This window comes from Acanthopleuribacter pedis (assembly GCF_017377855.1).
In the GTDB taxonomy this organism is placed as follows: Bacteria; Acidobacteriota; Holophagae; order Acanthopleuribacterales; family Acanthopleuribacteraceae; genus Acanthopleuribacter; species Acanthopleuribacter pedis.
Genome location: NZ_JAFREP010000013.1, coordinates 319185 through 337025, shown reverse-complemented (window position 1 = coordinate 337025; position 17841 = coordinate 319185). Strand labels below are relative to the sequence as shown.

Here is a 17841-nt window from a genome sequence, read left to right as displayed (position 1 = left end):
CCCAAAAACATCATTATGGACTGATTTTGTCAAGTGAATTTTCGTCCGATCTGAGTTGATTCCTTTTTCCGAAAGTGTGCGATTCGGATGGATACAATTGTCCAAATATCGGCGCAGGACGTGCCGAGGGCTGGAGCGAAATGTGTTGGGAAAAGCGAGCCGGGTTGATACGAAAGGAGGCGTTCACCTTATAAAAAAGATGCCGCGGAAAACGATCCGCGGCCAGGGCAGGGCAAGGCAAACGCGTTAGGCAATCGGCTCTTGGTCGAACAGATAACCACATAACGCGGCACATACCGCGTCGACCGCGTCGAAGTAGGCCGCCCAGGAAAAACCGTCGCGTTTTACGAGGTACAAATCCGCGGCGGGATAAACGCGATCACCGTCGCTGACGCCGTGGTCCATCAGGGCGCCTTCTACCGGCGTGTTGTTCCCTGTCCGGTTGATAAAAGCCGCCGCCGCCTCGAACAAACGGAGGACGGCCGCGTGCTCCGCTTTGTCACGGGAAAGGATACCCACGTGGCGTTCGTCGTTGGCGGTTTCGGGATGGTGGTAGTGGTGGCCCTCGCAACTGGTGTAGGTGATTAAGTTGTGGTGGACGCCCACGGCTTCAACCAGCTCGATCACACCTGGTTCCAAAACCGAAACGAAGTCGGGATGGAACCGCGACGCCAAACAGCTTTGCGAGGGAAAAGGCGTGCCTTCTATGTTGAGGTTGCCGAAGGCGGAGCGTTTTTGCGACATGGGGGCCTTTGCTTTTAAGGTGGCGGCTTGGTCCTCGGTGAGTGGCTGATCCCAGAGTTTCATAAACAGCGAAACTTGGAGTGATTGGTTCCATTGGCGCGGTTTTAAATACGTGACGGTCATGAGGCGACTCCTTCCAATTCAACGGCCATGGCCGCGTGTTCTGGTGTGATTTCCACCATACGGGCGTGTTCCATGCGAAACACGCGTGAGGCGCGTTTGACGGTTTCCGGTCGGTGCGCAATCGAAATACAGGTCAAATCGCGTTGGGTTAAGTTGTCCAGCAGTTTCTCTTCGACCGCCTGGTCCAGGTTGGCCGTGCCCTCGTCCATCAGCATGAAGCGGGGATGGTGGTAGAGCGCGCGGGCCAGCAGAATGCGTTGTTTCTGGCCGCCGGAAAGCGTGGAGCCCAAATCGCCGATACGGCTGTTGAGCTTCATGGGCATCTGCTCGATTTCGTGCCAAATCATGGCGACCTCGGCGCAAGCACGGGCTCGGGTTTCGTCCGGGCTTGCCTCGAAAAACACGATGTTGTCGAGAATACTGCCCGTAAGCAGTTGGTCTTGCTGCATGACAACGCCGAACAGTTTGCGGTACTGGTGGATGTCGAGTTCGTCCAGCGGCGTGTCGTCGTAAAGAATGGTGCCGCTGGTCGGTTTATGCAGGCCCAACATCAGTTTGAACAAGGTGGTTTTGCCGCTGCCGGACGGGCCGGTCAGCGCCACGAACTCGCCCTCGCGGATGGTGAAATTAACATCTTTCAAAACCCATTCATCCATGGGCCCGTAGCGGAAGGAGACATCGCGGAACGCCAAGCTACCCAGTGGGCCGTCGCGCACCACCTCACGGCCCGCGCCGGCGATTTGCTCGGGGTCGCTAAAGGTGATGTCGGCGAGACGGTCCAAGTGAATGGCGACCAAGCGCAGTTCCATCAAGCGTTCGGCGAAGAGGAACGAACGCTGGGTGAAATGGGCTTTGTACACGAAAAACGCGAACAGCAGGCCCAGGGAAATCGTGCCTTGTTGGACCAGGAGTGCCCCAAAATAAATGCCCAGGGTTAGGTCCAGCCCGAGGATAAACAGTTTGGTTGCGTCTTGAAAGGCGGTGAGCAAGCCGACTTTTTTTTCGGCGTTGACCAGTCGTGCGTAGTGGTTGCCCCACCCATGCAAGCGCTCCAGCTCCTTGGCAAAGATCTTAATGGGTTGAATGCCGCGCAAGGTGTCGATCACATGGCCGTTTTCCTCGGAACGTGCCTTAATCGCTTTTTCCGAAAGGGTGTGCATCGGTTGGAAGCTCAGCCGGCAGAGCAGCAGGTACAACGCAAAGGAACCGAGTGAAATCCAACCGAGTATGTCCGAGATCCAAAACACGGCCCCAATCGAAATCACCGAAACCAAACCGTCCAGCAAGATGCCGGGTAGGCCGTTGGTGAAGACCGCGCGGACGGCGTTGGTGCTTTGGTAGCGATCAATCAGATCGCCGGTCATGCGTTTCTCAAAGTAGTGCATCGGCAGTTTGAGCAAATGTTGGAAGAGGCTGCTCATCATCTGCAGGTTGAAATGGGCGCCGAAGTAGATGATGAGGTAATCGCGGGCGAAGGACATCACCCCGTGGATGAGCGCGACCCCGGCGAAACCGAGGGTAAGGGCCGTGATAAAGGTGAAGTCCTCGTTGGCCAAACCACTGTCGATGACGGTTTTGAGGAACAAAGGGCTCAGCAATGCCAAGCCCTCGAGAAAGGCGGTCAGCCAGATAACCTGCGCTACAAACGGCAGCAAGCCGCGGCTGATCCGGGCCAGACCGGACAGGGTTAACCGATCACCGACTTTGGCCTTTAAGAAATCTTGGGTCGGCGTGAGTTCCAGCGCGATCCCGGTGAAGTGCTTTGAAACCTCGTCGTGGGAAAGCGTCATCACCCCGGCCGCCGGGTCGTGAATGACGATGTGATGGGGATGGTACGCCTTAACCACCACAAAATGCTCAAAGTCCCAATGCAACAGGGCGGGTTTTCGCAGGTTGCGCAAGTTGCTTATCTCGCAACGCACCGGGCGCGCGGATAAACCGATTTGGGACGCCAGATGCACCACGTCCCGTAAGGTGGCGCCGCGCAGGGAGACCGGGTAGCGTTCCCGCAGCGCGGGTAGGGTGGTGTCCAATCCGTACCAGCCGCAAACCATCGCGAGGCAGGCGAGTGCGCACTCGGTGCTTTCCGCCTGGTAAATCATGGGGAGGGTGGGTTTGGAAAATAGCTTCATGGATAAACCGCCTGTTGATTAGGAAGAGGGTGGCGTGTCGTTGAACATGCGCAAAAAGGGTTTGGGCTGTGTCCAGAGCCGCACGCGGGTGTTGGGTGCCGCGTTGGGAGGAGCGCCGTCGTTTTGCAATACGACACGCGGGCAAGGTTGGCCCGCCCGATCCGGGGCACAGGGGCCCGTTTCCACGCGCAGTACGGTGGCGCTGCGACGATCCGGGGTGTCACCCAGAGCCCATTCCACCTTTTCCCCCGGGATGAGTTGCGTGGGCTCGGCCAGAATCAGGCGCATCTCTTGAGAAGGAGTGGGATCGGTGACGGCCTCGTATTTGGTCTGGAGCTCGATCTGCATCAAGCCGAAACCGACCAGGCCGAGCGCGGCGAGGGGTAGCAGTGAAACGAGGCGGGTGGCAAGTGGGCGAAACAGAACAATCTCACCGAGGTGGCGATAGAGTCGGTGCTCCTCTGCTTCCGGGCGAAAAAAGGGGCGATCCTTTTGGATAGGTTCGGGTCTCATGACGGGGCTCCGTGGGCGCTGAGCGTGGGTTCAAGGCTGCCTGGCCCGAAGCCTAGTTGGTCAAACAGACGGTCACGCAAGGGTTCGTAAAAAGCGCGGCCCAAATCGGTCAATTTTTCGGTGTGCACCAGGGGCGGCGCCAACGCGGCCATGTAGTGGTTGACGGTTTCGACCCGGTCCACCATGGAGGGGCCGTAGCCCAAGGCCTTCAGCCGGTCGAACACCAGCAGCGCATTGCCGAAGGCGTGGTAGCCAAGGAGGATGCGGTCAAAGGGGCGTTTTTGATTCTTGAGGGGTGAAAACACCAAACCTGCTTCCGGGGTCGCCAAGGGGCCCAGCCAGTAAAGACAGTGGAAATACTGATGAGAACATTCGTGGACCAGCATCTCCACGATTTCCGTGACGCTCGCGGGTGCCGCGATGTCGATGCCGCCCCAGCGAACCCCTGACGAGTTGGATGCGATACTGTCCGCGTCCGGCCGCGGGATACAGGTTATTTCCCGCAGGAAACACAGGATCCAGGCGTGGTATTCGGGGATTTTTTGTTGGAGCAGATCGAAGGCCGCTTGAATGGCCGCGACCCCTTCGCTTGGTTTGGGCGTATCGGCGTGGCCCTGTTCGGTAAAGTGATGGTGCCAATCGGTGCCAACCAAGGGAATCACGGGTTTGCCGTCAACCGTGATAAACGGGGTGGGTCGATCCGTCCGTTGCCATATGGGCCGATCCCCGTGGTGATGAACCACTTGGTACGCGGCGATCAGGACGTCGTTTTCATCGGTGAATCTCAGGTGTTCCCGATCACCTTCGATCCTGATGGCAGCCGCGCTTAAGGCGTCGCCGCGAACCAAAAGGGGTTCGTTGTTGAGCGTCGCGCTGAGGTGGATGCTGTCGCTGAGACCACAGAGGTGTGCGGCGACGGCGATTTGCGTGCGCAACCAGACTGGGTCCTTGCGCATCTGGGTGGATTGCTGCAGGTGTAGGACGATGTTGGCCTGTTCCGGGGTCCAGTAGGCGGCGGTAGCGGGGCGCTGATCGAGATCTTGGATGAAGGATTCAAGCAGCGGATCAGATCCACCCGGCTGCTCTTTGATCGCGCGGGTGCAGAATGAACGGAACAAATTGGGGGCCAATTGTTCGGCCAACGAATGGTAATCACCCACGTACGGGTGGGCGAATAAGCCGAAAACATCCATGGGGTCCTCCTATACGTCAAAGGGCGCGCCCATAAGGGTGCGGTTTCCGTCCAGGGCGAGGTTGGACGCTTGGTAATCGGGTCGGCGGCCGAGGATTTCGGCTACTGCTTCGATGCCCACCATTTCGGCGGCCAGGGGCAAAAGCATGTGGTGTAAGGCGTCGAGGGTTTCACAGGCGGCCGAGGCGTTGAGAAAACCGTTTTGCTTGCTGTAGCGGTTGTAAAGGTAGCCGGAACGGCAGGAGCGCAACCAATCGCATACGCTGCATTGGGTCGGTACGGTTTGAACGGCGTGCACCAGTTCCTGCCAGAGATCGCCGGACACAAATTCAAGCAACTCGGTATCAAAAATCGTTTGATCGGTGCGGCAAAGGCGGTCGTCCAGGGCGATGACGTTGTCATCCAGTTGGATGTGACCCTCGCTTGAAATGGTGATGATGTTCTGTTTGCCGGCCTGGAGCCAATCGTTTTCGGTGGCGCGTCGCTCGTTGGTCATGGCCGATACCATGCGCGACAGCAGGTAAATCACCACCTGACGACGGCGGCCTTGTTCGTCTCGCGCCGATGCTTGCCAAGCCTTCATGACCCCGCGGAAGTAAGCGATCCACTTTTGTTGGTCCCGCCAAATGGGGCTGTCATGGCCCTCGCGCGGGAGGAGCAGGTTGAAGCTGTCGATGCCCAGGTCCTCGATGATGTGACGTGCGACCGCCTCGCCGTCATGTTCGGGGTTGGCCACACACAGGATGCCGGTGGGTGGCAGTCGGCCGGCGGCCACGGCTTCTTGAACCAAACGCAGACCCCGAACCGTTGCCTGATAACTGCCGCGACCCTTGTGGTCGGGTCGTGAGGCGTCGTGGAGGGGTTCGGGACCGTCGAGGCTGATGCCGACAATGATCCGGTGTTTTTCGAACAGGTCGATCCATTCGGCGTCGATTAAGGTGCCGTTGGTCTGAATGGAAATCGCCAAGTCGACCCTGTCGTCGAGGTGTTGTCGAAGGATGCCGACGTATTCATCGAACCGTTTTTTGGGGAGCAGAAGGGGTTCACCGCCGTGAAGCCCGAGAAACAGGTTTTTAAGGGCCAGATCGTGTGCACCGCGGCGCAACCATTGCGCCAGGTGGACGATGGTTTCGCGATCAATTAATGGGCGGTTGGCATTGGGATTGTTTTCTTGGAAGAAATAGTAACAGTAGGGACAGGCCAGATTGCACCGCTCGGCCAGTTTAAGGACCACATCGAGTTTGTTGCTGAATGGATGGGAAGGGGAACTCACGGTTTTCTCCTTGGTGATGGGGTTGGATGCCGGGCGGGGTGAAAACGGCGCGACCGATGGGTGGACGCGCCGTCGGAAAAGCGGCTCGCGGGGCGACGCGCTAGCAGTGTTGCCCTGGCCGCCGACCGTGAGAGGGTTTATTTCTCGCGGGGTTTGGGTGAAGAGCCGTGGGCGGAACCGTGGGCGGAACCGTGTGCCGCGGAAACCAGATCGAGGTGCGCGTCAACGAGATCGGTCATGCCGGCGTCGGCAACAACGACCTCTTTTTGGCCCAAACGGTTTTTCAAACGGTCCGCGAGATTCTGTAAGTTCATGTTTCTACCTCTTAGAATGAATTAGATAGGATTGAGCGCTACGTTCTTTGAATAGATTCAAAAAGTGTTGCTCAGTGATTTTTAAATTAAGTGTTTGTGGTATTGGGTGTCAATAAAAAAAATTAAAAAATAATGTATGTAAAAAAGAGCATGAGAAGGCGTTTGTGTTCTGGTTGCTATAATAAAGAACACATCGGGTTTTTGGTGATTTTACTTTGGCTTAAATCTAAAAAGCTTACAGGTCATTGCAGTCCAGGGGTCTGCTTAAATCGCCGCGCGTTATCCCGCTTCTTAGGATTAATCGTGACAGTGTGCTTCGTTTAGGTCAGGAAAGGGTTGTCTTTTTGTTGAAATCGGAATGGGGTAATCGACCCAAAGCCTCGTTGCGAACACGAGGCGGTTTCGGCCGGCGCCCCGCGACCTTCCAGAGAGGCGCGAGCTAACCGCGCGACTAAAGCCGCGAGGGCGCGTCTCGCTGGGTGACGGTAACTGGGTGCGGGCGAATGTGGCGGCGAAAGTTCGCCGTGGGAAACCCGACGCGCCCGGTTCTTTGATTAAAATCTTATTTTGTCAATAGTTTACGCTGAGTCTGTGGCGGTTAGAAATCGTAGTGAATGTTCCTGCCGCGCGGCCCGGTATAGTGGATGGGATTGGCTGCGACATAAGCGGCTGCTTCACTTTTGGGAACTTTAACCAAATAGGCCTCTTCCGTCTCATGATCCCAGGCCGTTAGGTAGGCATGATCCCCTCGAATACCGACCATGCGAACCAATAAAGCACCGTTCCAGGTAACATCAACCACTTCCCCCGATGGTTTTAAGGTTAGGTAGTGGTTGGCGGCTTCCGGCTTTCCACGCCAGCGATCCACGATTAATAAACCTTCACTTGATAATTGCAAAGAACGAATGATCGGGAAGGTTTTTGGGTAGTTTTTGGACCAAGTGACATTTTTTAGGTTGGGATCATCGGTCATTCTCTTGAAGTTTAAATCAGCCCATTCGGTATCAAAAGGGACGTGTTTTTCATGACGCTTAATCGAAGCTTCTTTTTTGAAATCATTTAATTCGTAAACATCGATTTGAAAGCGATCCGTGTGGGATAAATATACCCGCGTTTTATCGCCAGATACCACCATAATCGGTTGGTTTTGAATGGGGTTAAAGCGGCCTTCTCGTTGGTCGCCGTTGTACCAGGTGCTCAACCCACTTCGGGTGCCGGGGTGGGCCGGCTTGGCGAGCGCTTTGCGCTTGCTAAAGGTTTCATTAGCCCAGGTTAACGTCGGCGCTGTTTCCTCCGGCAAAAATCCGTTCCAATTGCCGTATACCCAACCGTTGTGGACTTTTTCCAGAATAAGGTTGCGGTCCGGCGCTTTCCATCGTTTGACAAAGGATCCGTCTTGGGAAAACAAACTGATTTCGGCTGAGTGAATATCGAAAACGTACAGTTGGTTGTTTTCGGTCCAGATTTGGGTTGGGTAGGTGAATTCTCCCGGGCCTTGGCCTTTTCCGCCGATGCGCCGTTGCAGGCGCCCGTCGGCGGCGTACATGTGAATTTTGGCCTCCGGGAAAGACAGAATGAACAGGTTTCCGTTTTTCGCGAGCTGAACTTCCGAAACCATAAGCGGCTGGTAAACGTCGGTTTCTCGGTATTCGGTAATCGGTCCTAACAAAAGGACAAGGAAAAGAGCGGGGGATAACATGGTGACAAAGATTCCTTACTGATTCCTAAGATTGAGGGAACAGCGTGTTCCATCCCGTGCGAGGCCCTGACAGCGGATTCGCCGATAGATCGTGCGCCCGGTTCAAAAGCGGCCCGGTATGGGTGCGACGCTGCAGGGTGACCGGACCCGGTCTTGAAGTCCGAAGGGTCAACCTGGGACACATATCGAAGGGGCGGTCTGTGCCTTGCTCGTGATTCTCAGCCGATCTGGAGAAGCAGGACATGGGCGAAGTAGGGCCGAATAAGCGCCTTATCGCCCAAAAAGAACGATACACATCGGTAAAGGAGCCACGGGATGGGCTGTTGATGCAGTGTGAATGTGTGCCGAACGGTCGACTGATTTTCTAAAGTTTAACTTTCCTGATGTGCTAAGTAAACGGAAAATTGATTGTTTTCGTAGTCAATTACTCGTATTGAATTATCTTGTAGTTGTTGATTGACGTAAAAAATGATGTTCTGGCCGTCCGGGAAACGGCTCCGGTTCGTGTGGTTCGGGTGGGCGCGACGATCAAGGTGAAGATAGCGGGACGGCCGCGGCGCCGGGCGAAAGGGCACTGTATGGACACGCATGGGTACCCGCGGCTCATGGTTGTTTTTAGCCGGGGCAGGTGTGCGAAACCGCCGCTTCGCGGTTCAGCCTGAACGTTCTGAAATGTTCTTTACAGGTTCTCGGATCGCCAAGACCAGCGACTCGTCAAAATCAGCGGTTCCCCGGGGTGTACCCACTGCTGCCAATCGTTGAGCGCGTTGGGTGGGGCGCTTTGGGGTTCCACGCACAAGGCGTGGGTCGGTTGGTTGTAGACGACCCACACGTCGGTTGATGCGGTCATTTCCAGCGTCAGGGCACCCGGCCAATGCAGGCGCACCGGTTGCACCACCCCGGTAAAACAATCGTCCCAGGGACCCGCGCCCGGCGCGACGGGTTCCGCGCTGGTGATGCCGTCCCAATCTCGTGCCAACAGATGGGTCGGTTGGAAGTCGAGTTGTAACGCGCCACCGGTGGCGAGCTGTCGCCGAAACCAGGGATGCCAGCCGACGGCGGCGGGGAAGGGTTCCGATTCGCTGTGCACTTCCAAACGCAGGTCAAGATGGGTCTCGCTCAGGACAAACCGCTGCCTGACGAAGCCGGCAAAAGGCCAATCGGGCCCCAGGTCGATGCGGTAACCGTCCGCGTCGCGTTGCCAGGGGCGGGCGTAGGTGGTTCCGTGCATGGCGTGGGGCGGGAAGTTGATTGGAAGCTGCAGCGTGCGATCCCCGGCGCGAAAACGTCCGCGCCGGATGCGACCCGCCCACGGCGCCATCGGGTAACTTCCCCAAGCGATGGGATCCTCCGAGGCTGCGACCAGGATGTCGACATCGAACAAACGCAGCGCATGAATGCGCGCACCGAGGGCGCGGTTAATGACGAGGCGGGCGGGTCCGGCTTGGTACATGTCCAACATGGTGATTCCTTGACAAGATCGGGATAGCGATTGGGTGAAGGTCCACGGGTGGGGGCCAAACAAACCCTGGAAAAAGGTGGTTCACGGTTCTTGTTTGCGCTAACATTATCACGCAACCCGCGCCCGGGTAGTGGGTTGTTTTGCATTCTGTGCGTCAGCTCATGGGTGCAGAAATTCACTCGCTTCCGTGTTTCCAATGGGACGAAGGTCGCCAATCGGATACATTCTTTCGCTTTTGGGTAATTTTTTTACTTCCTTAATTGAGCGTTAGAGAAAAAGTGATCGTGTTTTTGAGACTGGATTCTTTTTCGCGTGTATCTTGATTAACGGATTTTGTACCTAATGTTCGTCTGATATAGTAACCCGTCCGCGGCTCTGCTCCCGATTGATTGAGCGATCCACGGCGGTCCTTGTCCTATAACCTGAGGCTTGCTTTCAGGTTCCACCATCGGTAAACACCTGTTTGCCGGCAATCCAACGTGGCGTGTGCTTCCTTCGCGCCGTGCTCACCGGTTCTGGGACATCCCCGGTGAATCCGCGCTGTTTCGTTGTTTCGATTGGGTCAACCGCGCGGTAGGAGACGTTGTTGGGCGCCGTTGATGCGCCGCGAACCTCGTTCTCTTTTTGGTTTTGCCGGAAACATTGAACCGGTTCTAGCATTGATCATTCTGCCGGGTTTTTTTTCGGCCGGTTCCCGATGCACCAGCGGTTGGATGGGTCTCCACCGCGTTCCCTTTATTCACACATGGACCTTTCTCGCCGCTTAAACCGAAGAGACGTTGAAACGAGAGATTCTGGTTAAAGATCTGAAGCGAAATGACTTGAAAAAGCGGGCCGGGCTCGCACACAACGCGTACGACCGCGCCGGTTCGGTACGCGAAACATTTGTTCAGGTCGTTGCAGCCCAGAGGTTTGGCCGAAATCATCGCGCGTTTCGAGCTGCTTCGGTTATCGGCTGAGATGCACACACTAAGTCACAGGAAAAACGAAATGGGCCTTATCCAAAACCCCGTTCTGCGTGGTTTTCAGCCCGACCCCTCGATGATTCGCGTGGGTTCGGACTACTACATTGCCACATCGACCTTTGAATGGTTCCCCGGCGTTCAGATTCACCATTCACGCGACCTTGCCAATTGGAGCCTCATCGCCCGCCCCCTGGACCGCGTTTCTCAACTGGATATGTTGGGAACACCGGACTCATGTGGGGTATGGGCGCCTTGCTTGTCCTACGCCGACGGCGTGTTCTACCTGATCTATACCAACGTTCGTTCCTTCCAAGGCCCTTGGAAGGATACCCCCAACTACATGGTCACCAGCCGTTCGATCAAAGGACCTTGGTCGGAGCCGATCTACTTGAATTCGAGTGGGTTCGATCCATCCTTGTTCCACGATGAGGACGGCCGCAAATGGCTGCTCAACATGGTTGTCGACCATCGCGGCGGCAAATTCTTCGGTGGGATTTACCTGCAGGAGTTCGACCAGGAACAGCAGTGCCTGATCGGCCCGGTGTACCACATCTTCGGCGGCACCGAATTGGGCTGCACGGAGGGACCCCACCTCTACCGGCGCGACGGCATGTACTACCTGGTACTGGCCGAGGGCGGCACCGAATACGCCCACGCGGTAACCGTGGCGCGTAGTTCGCGCATTACCGGTCCCTACGAGGTGCATCCCGATAACCCGGTCATCACCGCGCTTCACGAACCCAACCACCCGCTTCAAAAAACCGGCCACGCCAGTTTTGTGGCGGACGAGGACGGGACTTGGTACGCGGCGTTTTTGGCCTCGCGGCCGATTAAACCGCGTGGTCGCTGTACCTTAGGCCGTGAGACGGCGCTGGAGCAGTTGGACTGGGGCGACGACGGTTGGCCGCGTCTGGCTTGTGGCGGCAAGTTGCCGCGGCTTGAGGTTGAGGTGCCGCACCCGCCGAAACCCTTCCTCAAAATGCCGGCCGAGCGCGATGACTTCAACACCTTTGACCTCGATCCCGTGTGGCAATCCCTGCGCATTCCGGTCAACGAATCCTGGCTATCCCTCTCGCGGCGACCGGGGCACCTGCGTTTGTTCGGGCGCGAATCGCTGAGTTCGCTGCACCGGCAGAGCTTGATCGCGCGGCGGGTTACCTCACATCACATCGAGGCGGGTTGCTCGATGGTATTTGAACCGACCAGCTTCCAGCAAATGGCGGGTTTGGTGTGTTACTACAACAGTTTGCACTACCACTATCTGTACTTGAGCGTGGATGACCAGGGTCGGCGTCTGCTCAACATCGCGAGCAGTGATCGCGATGCGGTGCGTGAACCCCTCGGCGAGGGCCTCATCTACCCACACGACTTGCCGGTTTACCTGAAGGTCGTGTTTAAGGGCGCATCGCTGCGCTTTTTCTACGGCTCCTCGCCCCAGGCGTGGTTGCCGATTGGGCCGGAATTGGACGGGAGCATCCTCTCGGATGATTACGTCTGCGACGCGGCCCGCAAGTACCAACCCGCGTTCACCGGCGCCTTTGTCGGCCTGTGCTGCCAGGACTTGTCCGGGCAGGGACAACACGCTGATTTCGATTGGTTTGAATACCGCGCGCACTAACCCAAACCACCAAAAGGAAACGGCCCCGATCCGGGGCCGTTTTCAATTTAGGGGTCCGTTGTCCTTGGTTTCGTCGTGGGCGTAGGCGAAACTTTCAAAGCCCTCGAGGATGCCCAGCATCGACGCCATTTGCATGGCCTGGTTACGCTGGCTGATAGCGCCGTTGTCGTGAATGTCCAGTTTGAAATAGAGCTCGGCCACGATGTTGCGCACGCGACCCGCCGTTTTGTTGAGGCGGCGTGCGATTTCCTCGTTTTTGAAGCCGATTAACCGCAGGACTTCCATTTCGGCCGGGGTAATACCCGCGGCTTTCACCTTCTCGTCGAGTTTGCGGTACTTCTCGGTGACGTCGGGGTTGATGAACAGGTTGGTGCGCGACTGGGCCACGCACATCACCGTGGGAATGAACATGTGGTATTTGGTTTTGGGGATGAAACCATTGGCACCGGCGGCTTCCATCTTTTTGACCAGGCGGTTTTCGTTGGTCAAGGCGATGATCAGCACCGGATTCTCCGCGGCCCGCAGCCGTTTGACGACCTCAATGCCGTTGATACCGGGCGGCATGCGAATGTCGAGCAGCAAGACGTCGGGCCGGTGGGTGGTCACCAGTTCAACCGCTTGCTCGCCGTTGCTCGCCTCGGCAACAACCTCAATGCCGGGTGCGTCCTGAAGCAGTTTGACGATGCCTTGGCGGGTGAAGAACTCGTCCTCGGCGACAATGACACGAATATCACTCATGGTTTCTCCTCACGGGCGGGTTGTTGCGAAAAACCCGAGCCGACGCTCATTGCTTCGGCTCGGGGCGCGGGATCTTGAGACTTTATCGGGTGAGGCCCGTATTAGCGACCCAGGGGGCGAACGGGGGTATCCAGGTCTTTTGAGCGGAAATACTTGACGGAACCGCTGTGGCGTTCCACGCGAATCAGACCGGTTACCACACTCGAGTTTACCGAGAAGGTCGCGTCGGGATCTTGGTGAACCAGGTCAAGCGTCATCAGTTGTTCGTTGAGGTGCAGCGCTTGGTCGCTGACCGCTTCGATTTCAATATCAAAGGTGCCGAAGCCGCCGGGGTAAACGCTGATCGTCACGTTGCCGTTGTTGCGCACGGCATGGTTCAAGCGCAGGTTGTCAAGGTACAAATAGGCCGCCTCGGTTGAAGCAAAGCTGACGCGCATGCGGAATTTGCGGATGTCGTTGCCGAACATGCTGGGGCGGGGCAGGTTCAAACCGCCGGACAAACGGTTGCCGATGCTGTTGATTTGAGTGCCGTCGGGAGGGGCGGGTTTCCAGCCGGTTTTGGGACGGTCGGCGGGGTCGAGGGGTTCGCCGTTGGTTTCATCTTCGCTGGGGGCGTCGCCGAATACAACCGAAACACCGCCGTCGAGATCGCCCTCTTTGTCGCCGCCGTCGGTGGGGTTGCTATCGCTGGTTTGGGCATAAATTTCAAAGTCGTGGTTTGCGATGCCGGGGCCTTCGCCGTTGGTTTGGCCGTCGTCGGGTGGGTCGCCGAAGGTGATGGACACCCCGCCGTCGGTCATGTCGTGATCGTCACCCGGATTCATTTCAGATTCGGGGGCCAGGTAAAACTCGACCACCTCGCCGTTGGCTTCAAACGTCAGGGTATAGGCGAGGGCCGGGTTGAGCCGAACTTTAAAACGGCCCGAGGCATCGCTGCTGAGGGAACATGAGGTGCGCGTGGCGTGTTCGATCACGGTCAGGGCGGCGTTGTCTAAAATCTGACCTTGGGCGTCGGTAATTAAGCCGCTGACTTTGCGATCATCCTGGAGAAAACAATCGGAGGCGGTGAGGTAAAAAGAGGAGACGAAGACGAGACACAAGGGGAGAAATACGTTTTTCATGAAGAAGGACTCCTAGATTCAATTGGCGGCAATACCCATGCGACCGTCGAACCAAACGCGGTCCGAACCATAAATAAAAAACAACCGAGACCGGGTTAGCCCGCATTTCTCACAAGAATTCGTCGCGAGAAGCAGAAAGCCATGTGAGTACGAAGATTACGACCGAGAGACGACACAGGCGTAGCAGCGCTACGGCGAAGGCGGCTCGACCGAGTAAGCGAAGTAATCGCATGGGTTTCGGCTTCGTAGCAGAATATCTTGTGAGAAATGCGGGTTTGTCCGGTATTGACCAAACCGAGGGCGGTTCGGTAACGGTTGAGGGGCTGATGTGGCGGGGTCGAAACCCATGGTGTTTCGCGGCACCTGCAGCCGGTTCAGGTGGCGAAGTGCGAGGCTGGTGGTTGGTATTAAAAAACCAAATCGCTTATTACGCCTCGCCACTATAAGGTAATCGATCCGCTGCTTTGGGACAAGTGAGTGTCGTCTCGCGGACCCGTGACAAATGTAACGGCCCCCGGAACGGGGGGCGCAGGCGGCATTAGGATGACCCCATGCGGGCCGCCTCGGTTTTGGGCAGGTTGACCTCGATACGGGTACCCTCACCGATTTGCGAATGAACCACCAAATCGCCGCCGAGCGCGTTGGCGAAATAATGGGACATGTACAAACCGTAGTGCTTTTCTTTCTTGAGTTGGTCCCAGGCTTGCGGTGCGGCGAAACCGACCCCGTCGTCCGAGACCACGAGCTGAACCTGATCGGTGCTGTAACTCAGATCCAGCCGTGCCTTGCCGGCATGGGCGTGTTTGGCGACGTTTTGCAGCAGCGTGCGCGCGATGCGGTACAGCGTGCTTTTGACCGCGGCCGAAACGCCCGCGGGGTCGTCCGCGATGTCCGTGTCGAGTTCAATCTCGGGGTAGCGCTCGGCCATGTTTTCCGCGAAACTTTCCACTTCCAAAGCCAAGCTCATATCGAAGTCCGGCACCAACAAATCCGAACAGACGTTGCGCAACTCGTGGCTAATGCGCGGCACCAGGGTGCCGGTGAGGTCGGCTAATTGGGCTTTAACCGCCTCGTCGAGGTCGGCCTGTTGCAGGGCATGCAGGCGGAAACCCATGCCGGACAATTCAGCCAGCGGCCCGTCGTGAAGGTCGTGCGCGATTTGGGTGGAGACCTGGTCCAAATGCTGTTGTAGCATCCAAAAGTGTTCTTCTTGAAGCTTGCGTTTGGCGGCCTCGTAGCGTTGTTTGCGTTCGGCGGCCGCGAATTGTTCCTCGGCCAGTTCGACACGGGCTTCCAGTTCCCGTTGTTTTTTGCGCGTGCGGGCCTGAACCACGGTGTGGCCCGCCGCGTAGCTGATCAGGAAAAAAGAGCCGAGCAGCAACCACCACCAACGCTTCCACCAGGGTTCCTGGATGCGCACGGTTTCGACGATCCGGGTGCTGAAGCCCCGTTGATTCTCCCCTTCGACTTGAACGGAAAACAAACCGTCGCCGCGTCCCCAGCTCATGTCGCTGGTAAAGCGGGCGCGCCATTTTCCACGTTGATCGCGCGACTCGCCGCCCTCGCCGATGCGCGCGCGCAAGAGGTTGTAGCGCGGTTGGTTGTAGTCCACGGTGGTCCATTCGATTTCGAGGCTTTCGTGTTCTTGGCCGAGATAAAGCGCGGGCGGGCGGCCGACGGCAATGGGGGAACCGTCGCGATCAATGCCGGTGATTAGGACGCGCGGTGGTTTCATGTGGGTCACCACGTTGGGATCAAAAGCCACCCAACCGCGCGTGCCGCCGAAAAAGACACGGCCGTCCGGCGCGACCGCGCCGGTGCGGGTGGTGGCCCCGGCGATGTTGAACTGTTCGACGCGGCGGCGCAGGATGGTGTAGCCGTCGTCGCGCGGGGTCACCAACCCGGAGCCGGTATTGGCCCAGAGCTTGCCCGTTTGGTCGAAAGTTAGCGCGGTGACCGCGTTATCGGGGAAACCGGATTGCATGGTGAAATAGGTGATTTTACCGCTTTCGGGGTCCAGCTGGTTGAGGCCGCCCATGGTGGCGATCCACAGCAAACCCCGCGCGTCCAGGCGACAATCCAACACGCTGTTGTTGCTGAGCCCGCCGGAGGAAGGGGTGCCCATTTTGCGGTAGTGGGTTTGGCGCCCGTCGGCCGTGTTGATCAGGGTCAGGCCGTGGCGGAAGGTGCCGACCCACAGGCGTCCATGCGCATCGCCTTCCAGAACGGTGATCGTTTTGTTCGGCATGACCTTGGAGACGTCCATCCTCTGTTTTCCCGCGCCGAGGTTGTGGTGGTACAAGCCTTGGCGGGTGCCCACCCACAGGTTCTTTTCGCGACGGTGCACGGCGGTGAGCTGGTAGCGTTTTTTTTCGGGAAAGGTGAGCGGCCGTTTTTGGGGTTGGTCGTCGCCGGGGGCAAGGTGGAACATGCCGCGATTGGTTGCGAACCACACGGCGTCGTCCGCGTCGATGGTGAGCGCGGCGATGCGGTAATCTTGGAGAAAGGTTGTTTGTTGGGTCAGGTCGTTGAGTGAGACCCGGTCGGCCCCGAAGGCGAGTTTGGCGACCCACAAAAAATCCTTGTGAATCATCAACTTGCTGGTGGAGGCATGGGTCACCTGGAGGTGGAATTGATCCTGGAGCAGTTGGTAGGTATCCACGCCGCCGAGTTGGGTGGCGAGCCACAGCAATTGGTGGTGATCGTCGACCAGGAGCAGGTTGACCAAGTTGTTGCGGAGCGCGGCTGGATTGGCGAGGTCGGCCTTGAAATGTTCGAAGGTTCTTTGGCCCGAACGGCGGCGCCACAAGCCTCGATTGCCACCGACCCACAGCGTTCCGAAATGGTCGCGGGCCAGGCTTTGGGCGCGGTAGAAGAGCGGTTTGGTTTCGCCGGTGAGCGGCCATTGCGGCGCGCGTTTGGCGCGGAAGCGGTCAACCCGATAGAGGCCTTGATCGGCCGCCAGCCACAGGGTTTCCTCGTCTTCCAGTAAGTCCCGGACCAGCAGGCCTTGCATGCCGTTGACCGCGCGCTCCGTGTCGTCCACCGGGTTGATGTAGTACAGCCCGTAATCGTTGCCGGCTTGCCAGATCCCGCCGTTGGCCGCGCGCGTCAGGCAGCGGGTGGCGCGGTCGTTCACTTTGCGGGTGATGTCGCCGCTCGTGGAGAAGCGCCATAACCCATGGCTGCCCGCCGCCCAGAGCTGCCCGCTCCCATCAACCACCATGCTGAGGATGGTGCCCGTCACTTTGTCGGCGCGCCACAGGCGGCGTTTGCCGGTGATCAGATCAAACTGGAACACCCCCATGTCTTGGGTTCCAACCCACAAAAAGTCGGGATCGGTTTGGGCGAGGCTCGAGATGTTGTCGGTGGGAATGCTAAAGGAGTCCTCGATATGGCCGCGGAAGTGCAGCGTGTCGATGCCGTCGAAGCGGACCAAGCCGCGCTGGGTACCGAACCACATCAGGCCGCGTTGTGAACGCAGCATGCAGGTAATCCGTTCTTCGATAAAAAAGTCGCTGTCGGTGCCGTACCGGAAAAATTGGCCGGTCGGCGGTTGCATCAACAAAAATAGGGAAACCCAAATCATTGTGGGGGCAAAGGTCCTTTTGTGAAATCGGTGACGAGGGGGTTGGTGCCATCATGCCATGAAATCGGCAATGGTGCGGAGCCGTTTGTCCCGATACGTCCTTTTCACCAAACGTGTTCTCTTTCTGTTTAGCGAGAAATAACCCTTTTTTGTGACATCCACGCGATTAGCCCGCATTTCTCACAAGGATTCGTCGCGAGAAGCTGAAAGCCTTGTGAGTACACAGATTACGACCAAGCCACGGCACAGGGGTCCGACCATTCGCGGGGCCGACCATTCGCGGGGCCGACCATTCGCGGGGCCGACCCTTCGGCGTAGCAGCAGAGGCGAAGGCGGCTCGACCAAGTAACCCGGAAGG

At 57.6% G+C, this 17841-nt stretch carries 12 protein-coding genes; 1 reads left to right on the top strand and 11 read right to left on the bottom strand.

Annotation, left to right across the window (positions count from 1 at the left end; genetic code table 11):
* Positions 1-246: 246 nt before the first annotated feature.
* The 8 genes from J3U88_RS14715 to J3U88_RS14680 all read right to left on the bottom strand — a co-directional run bounded on the left by J3U88_RS14715 (position 247) and on the right by J3U88_RS14680 (position 9452).
* On the bottom strand, positions 247-867 hold the full coding sequence (locus J3U88_RS14715; protein ID WP_207859626.1) for a hypothetical protein: 621 nt from the start codon (positions 865-867) through the stop codon (positions 247-249).
* On the bottom strand, positions 864-2999 hold the full coding sequence (locus J3U88_RS14710) for a peptidase domain-containing ABC transporter (protein WP_207859625.1): 2136 nt from the start codon (positions 2997-2999) through the stop codon (positions 864-866). Before J3U88_RS14710 ends, J3U88_RS14715 begins: the two co-directional genes overlap by 4 nt.
* Before the next feature lie 18 nt (positions 3000-3017).
* The gene (locus J3U88_RS14705) at positions 3018-3512 is read right to left on the bottom strand and encodes a hypothetical protein (protein WP_207859624.1); all 495 of its coding nucleotides are present in this window, start codon (positions 3510-3512) and stop codon (positions 3018-3020) included.
* Positions 3509-4705: an aKG-HExxH-type peptide beta-hydroxylase gene (locus J3U88_RS14700; RefSeq protein ID WP_207859623.1), complete on the bottom strand. Its 1197-nt coding sequence runs from the start codon at positions 4703-4705 to the stop codon at positions 3509-3511. The genes J3U88_RS14705 and J3U88_RS14700 overlap by 4 nt, the downstream gene beginning before the upstream one ends.
* Positions 4706-4714: 9 nt before the next feature.
* Positions 4715-5977, bottom strand: a complete 1263-nt coding sequence (locus J3U88_RS14695) for a radical SAM protein (protein ID WP_207859622.1) — start codon at positions 5975-5977, stop codon at positions 4715-4717.
* Between the two features lie 137 nt (positions 5978-6114).
* Positions 6115-6291, bottom strand: coding sequence for a hypothetical protein (locus J3U88_RS14690; RefSeq protein ID WP_207859621.1), 177 nt, complete (start codon positions 6289-6291; stop codon positions 6115-6117).
* Positions 6292-6889: 598 nt separating this feature from the next.
* Entirely contained in the window at positions 6890-7990 is a 1101-nt protein-coding gene (locus J3U88_RS14685) for a 6-bladed beta-propeller (protein WP_207859620.1), read from the bottom strand.
* A 679-nt stretch (positions 7991-8669) separates the two neighbouring features.
* Positions 8670-9452, bottom strand: coding sequence for an aldose epimerase family protein (locus J3U88_RS14680; protein ID WP_207859619.1), 783 nt, complete (start codon positions 9450-9452; stop codon positions 8670-8672).
* 990 nt (positions 9453-10442) lie between these two features.
* Between J3U88_RS14680 and J3U88_RS14675 the strand changes: the two genes are divergently transcribed.
* Positions 10443-12035: a glycoside hydrolase family 43 protein gene (locus J3U88_RS14675; RefSeq protein ID WP_207859618.1), complete on the top strand. Its 1593-nt coding sequence runs from the start codon at positions 10443-10445 to the stop codon at positions 12033-12035.
* A gap of 42 nt (positions 12036-12077) precedes the next feature.
* Here the strand turns inward: J3U88_RS14675 and J3U88_RS14670 are convergent, their stop codons facing one another.
* The 3 genes from J3U88_RS14670 to J3U88_RS14660 all read right to left on the bottom strand — a co-directional run bounded on the left by J3U88_RS14670 (position 12078) and on the right by J3U88_RS14660 (position 17483).
* Positions 12078-12773 carry a response regulator transcription factor gene (locus J3U88_RS14670; protein ID WP_207859617.1) on the bottom strand — a complete coding sequence of 232 codons (696 nt, stop codon included), beginning with the start codon at positions 12771-12773 and terminating at the stop codon, positions 12078-12080.
* A gap of 101 nt (positions 12774-12874) precedes the next feature.
* Positions 12875-13894: a carboxypeptidase-like regulatory domain-containing protein gene (locus J3U88_RS14665; protein ID WP_207859616.1), complete on the bottom strand. Its 1020-nt coding sequence runs from the start codon at positions 13892-13894 to the stop codon at positions 12875-12877.
* A gap of 538 nt (positions 13895-14432) precedes the next feature.
* Positions 14433-17483 (bottom strand): sensor histidine kinase, encoded by a 3051-nt coding sequence (locus J3U88_RS14660; RefSeq protein WP_207859615.1) that lies wholly within the window; start codon positions 17481-17483, stop codon positions 14433-14435.
* Between the last annotated feature and the right edge of the window lie 358 nt (positions 17484-17841).

Excerpts from the sequence above, each read along its gene's own strand:
- J3U88_RS14715 (WP_207859626.1), bottom strand. The coding sequence starts at position 867 with ATGACCGTCACGTATTTAAAACCGCGCCAATGGAACCAATCACTCCAA.
- J3U88_RS14710 (WP_207859625.1), bottom strand. The coding sequence starts at position 2,999 with ATGAAGCTATTTTCCAAACCCACCCTCCCCATGATTTACCAGGCGGAA.
- J3U88_RS14705 (WP_207859624.1), bottom strand. The coding sequence starts at position 3,512 with ATGAGACCCGAACCTATCCAAAAGGATCGCCCCTTTTTTCGCCCGGAA.
- J3U88_RS14700 (WP_207859623.1), bottom strand. The coding sequence starts at position 4,705 with ATGGATGTTTTCGGCTTATTCGCCCACCCGTACGTGGGTGATTACCAT.
- J3U88_RS14690 (WP_207859621.1), bottom strand. The coding sequence starts at position 6,291 with ATGAACTTACAGAATCTCGCGGACCGTTTGAAAAACCGTTTGGGCCAA.
- J3U88_RS14685 (WP_207859620.1), bottom strand. The coding sequence starts at position 7,990 with ATGTTATCCCCCGCTCTTTTCCTTGTCCTTTTGTTAGGACCGATTACC.
- J3U88_RS14680 (WP_207859619.1), bottom strand. The coding sequence starts at position 9,452 with ATGTTGGACATGTACCAAGCCGGACCCGCCCGCCTCGTCATTAACCGC.
- J3U88_RS14675 (WP_207859618.1), top strand. The coding sequence starts at position 10,443 with ATGGGCCTTATCCAAAACCCCGTTCTGCGTGGTTTTCAGCCCGACCCC.
- J3U88_RS14670 (WP_207859617.1), bottom strand. The coding sequence starts at position 12,773 with ATGAGTGATATTCGTGTCATTGTCGCCGAGGACGAGTTCTTCACCCGC.
- J3U88_RS14665 (WP_207859616.1), bottom strand. The coding sequence starts at position 13,894 with ATGAAAAACGTATTTCTCCCCTTGTGTCTCGTCTTCGTCTCCTCTTTT.
- J3U88_RS14660 (WP_207859615.1), bottom strand. The coding sequence starts at position 17,483 with ATGATTTGGGTTTCCCTATTTTTGTTGATGCAACCGCCGACCGGCCAA.